This is a genomic window from Mesorhizobium sp. M7A.F.Ca.CA.003.01.2.1 (assembly GCF_003998945.1).
In the GTDB taxonomy this organism is placed as follows: domain Bacteria; phylum Pseudomonadota; class Alphaproteobacteria; order Rhizobiales; family Rhizobiaceae; genus Mesorhizobium; species Mesorhizobium ciceri.
In genome coordinates, this window is the sequence record NZ_RZRA01000679.1 from 1 (window position 1) to 3,200 (window position 3,200).

Genomic DNA, 3,200 nt, shown 5'->3' on the forward strand with positions numbered 1-3,200 from the left:
ATCATAGAGCTTGTGGAAAGCTATCGGAAAACTTCGGTGGAGAGTACTTCAAGAACAGATATTTAGGGCGATAGTAGAGCTGTCCCAACATGCATTCCGGCTAAACTGTTAGAGCGACGCCTGGGGGCGCATTTCAAGTGTCGAGCGCTTCCAGCTCGTCGATCAGGCCACCGATGACGCCAAGTCCGATCTGCCAGAAGGCGGGATCGGTGGCGTCGAGCCCGAAGGGCGCCAGAAGCTCGGAATGATGTTTGGTGCCGCCGGCGCGCAGCATTTCGAAATACTTGTCCTGAAAGCCGCGCTCGGCGTTCTGGTAGACCGCGTAAAGCGAGTTCACCAGGCAGTCGCCGAAAGCATAGGCATAGACATAAAAGGGCGAATGGATGAAGTGCGGGATGTAGGTCCAGAACACCTCGTAGCCTTCGCGCAGCTTGATGGCGGGACCCAGACTTTCGGCCTGCACTTCGAGCCAGAACTGACCGAGCCTGTCGGAGGTCAGTTCGCCGTTCTTGCGTTCGGCATGCACCTTGCGCTCGAATTCATAGAAGGCGATCTGGCGCACGACCGTGTTGATCATGTCCTCGACCTTCTGGGCGAGCATGGCCTTGCGCTCGCGCCGGTCGGTGGTCTGGTCGAGCAGCGAGCGGAAGGTCAGCATCTCGCCGAAGACCGATGCCGTCTCGGCCAGCGTCAGCGGCGTCGAGGCCATCAGCGCACCCTGGCCGCCGGCCAGCACCTGATGCACGCCATGGCCAAGCTCGTGCGCCAGCGTCATCACATCGCGCGGCTTGCCCATGTAGTTGAGCAGGACATAGGGATGCGCCGACGGTACGGTCGGATGCGCGAAGGCGCCAGGCGACTTGCCGGGCCGCACCGGCGCGTCGATCCAGTTGCGGTCGAAGAAGGTTCGCGCGATCTCGGCCATGTCGGGCGAAAAGCGCTGATAGGCGGACAGCACGGTGTTCCTGGCCTCGTCCCAGCCGATGATCGCCTGGGGCGTATCCGGCAACGGCGCGTTGCGGTCCCAATGGTTCATCACCTCCATGCCCAGCCAGCGTGCCTTCATCGCGTAGTAGCGGTGCGAGAGGCGCGGATAGGCATCGCGAACGGCGGAGGCCAAGGCGTCCACCACACTGCGCTCGACGCGGTTGGCCAGATGGCGTGAATCGGCGATGTCCTCGAAGCCACGCCAGCGGTCGGATATCTCCTTGTCCTTGGCCAGCGTGTTGGTGATCAGCGTGAAGGTGCGCAAGTTCTTGCGGAAGGTCGTGGCCAGCGCCTCGGACGCCCGGCGGCGCACCTCGCCGTCGGCGTCCTGCAGACGGTTCAGCGCCGGCTCCAACGTCAGTTCCTCGCCGTCGATGTGGAAGCGAAGGTCGGTCATCGTCTCGTCGAACAGGCGGTTCCAGGCGCCGCGTCCGGTGATCGACTTTTCGTGGAAGAGCTGCTCGACGCGGTCCTCGAGCTGGTAAGGCTTGTCCTTGCGCAGATCGAGCACCCATGGCCGATAGTGGCCGAAGGCGGGATCGCCGGCGAGCGCGCCTTCGATCGACGCATCGTCGATCAGGTTGAGTTCGAGCGCGAAGAACAGAAGGTGCGCGCTGGCGTCGGTCATCTTCTCCTGGATGTCGCCATAGAGCTTGGCGCGCTGGGGATCGGCGGTGTTTCCGGCATAAACCAGTCCCGCATAGGAGACGATGCGGCCGATCAGTTCCTCCAGCGCCTCGTAGGCGACAAGCGCCTCGCCCAGCCTGCCGGCGCCGCCGCGCTCGGCTTCGGCGGCCAGCGTACCCTTCCAGCGGCTCTCGAAACTGGTCGCATCGGTGGCGGCCTTGGCGATGTCGCGCTTCAGCTCCGGCGCGTCCATGCCGGCATAGAGGTCGGCAAGGTTCCATTCCGGCAGGTCGCCCAGCTCGGCCGCGCCTTGACCCGACGCCGGCGCCGCCAGCCGCCGTGCGGAAACCATGTGCCCAGAATCCCTATGCATTGCCGACACCTTCCGTGGCCAAGGTTCAAGGAGAAACGAGAAGCCGGTCAAATCCTAAGGAATTCATTCACCGGGTTTTTTGAAACCTTATTTAGAACCCTGTGCCAAGATGGTCCACAGGGCAGAATTCCTCGGGCGGGCAGTCACACCAGTCATGACAGGTTCCATACTCATAGTCGATGACGATCCGGTGCAACGCCGGCTGCTCGAAGCGGCGGTGACGCGGTTCGGCTACAGCGCAATCGTGGTCGACGGCGGCGCGGCCGCTCTCGACATCCTCGATGGACCCGGCGCCCGCGAGGTGTCGGTGGTCATCCTCGATCTGGTCATGCCCGGTCTCGACGGTATCGGCGTGCTGAAGGCGATGCGCGAGCGCGACATCAACGTGCCGGCGATCGTGCAAACCGCGCAGGGCGGAATCGAGACCGTGGTTTCGGCGATGCGTCATGGCGCCTTCGATTTCGTCGTCAAGCCGGCGTCTCCCGACAGGCTGCAGGCATCGATCGGCAATGCGCTCAAGGTCGAGGCCGTCGAGGGCGAGGTCAAGCGCACATCGCGCCGGCGCGGCGGCCTCCTGACCTTCAAGGACATGATCACGCACAGCCCGGCCATGGACAGGGTGATCCGTCTTGGCCAGAAAGCGGCGGCATCCAACATTCCGATCCTGATCGAGGGCGAGTCCGGCGTCGGCAAGGAACTGGTGGCGCGCGCCATCCAGGGCAGTGGCGACCGCCGCACGAAGCCCTTCGTCACCGTCAATTGCGGCGCCATTCCAGACAATCTGGTCGAATCGATCCTGTTCGGTCACGAGAAGGGCTCGTTCACCGGGGCCACCGACAAGCACACCGGCAAGTTCGTCGAAGCGCATTCGGGCACGCTGTTTCTCGACGAGATCGGCGACCTGCCGCTCGACGTGCAGGTCAAGCTGTTGCGTGCGGTCCAGGACGGCGAGGTCGACCCGGTCGGTGGGCGCTCGACCGTCAGGGTCGACATCAGGCTGATTTCGGCGACGCACCGCAACCTCCTGCAGCAGGTCAAGGACGGCAAGTTCCGCGAGGATCTGTTCTACCGGCTGAACGTCTATCCGATCTTCGTGCCGCCGAAATACCTTGCAGGCGACGGTGCGGGTCGGCCGGCGCGACCTTCTCCATGAAATGGGTGACCAGATATGGGATGTCGTCGCGGCGGCCGACCCGCACCGTCGCCTGCAAGG

Annotated in this window: 1 protein-coding gene and 1 pseudogene; one reads left to right on the forward strand and one right to left on the reverse strand. The window is 63.7% G+C overall.

Annotation, left to right across the window (positions count from 1 at the left end):
* Positions 1-133: 133 nt before the first annotated feature.
* Entirely contained in the window at positions 134-1,966 is a 1,833-nt protein-coding gene (locus tag EN969_RS23560) for a M3 family oligoendopeptidase (RefSeq protein WP_063168941.1), read from the reverse strand.
* Positions 1,967-2,141: 175 nt separating this feature from the next.
* On the opposite strand from EN969_RS23560, the pseudogene EN969_RS23565 reads away from it, so the two are divergent.
* A pseudogene (locus EN969_RS23565) lies at positions 2,142-3,089 on the forward strand (sigma-54 dependent transcriptional regulator); the annotation flags it as partial.
* Between the last annotated feature and the right edge of the window lie 111 nt (positions 3,090-3,200).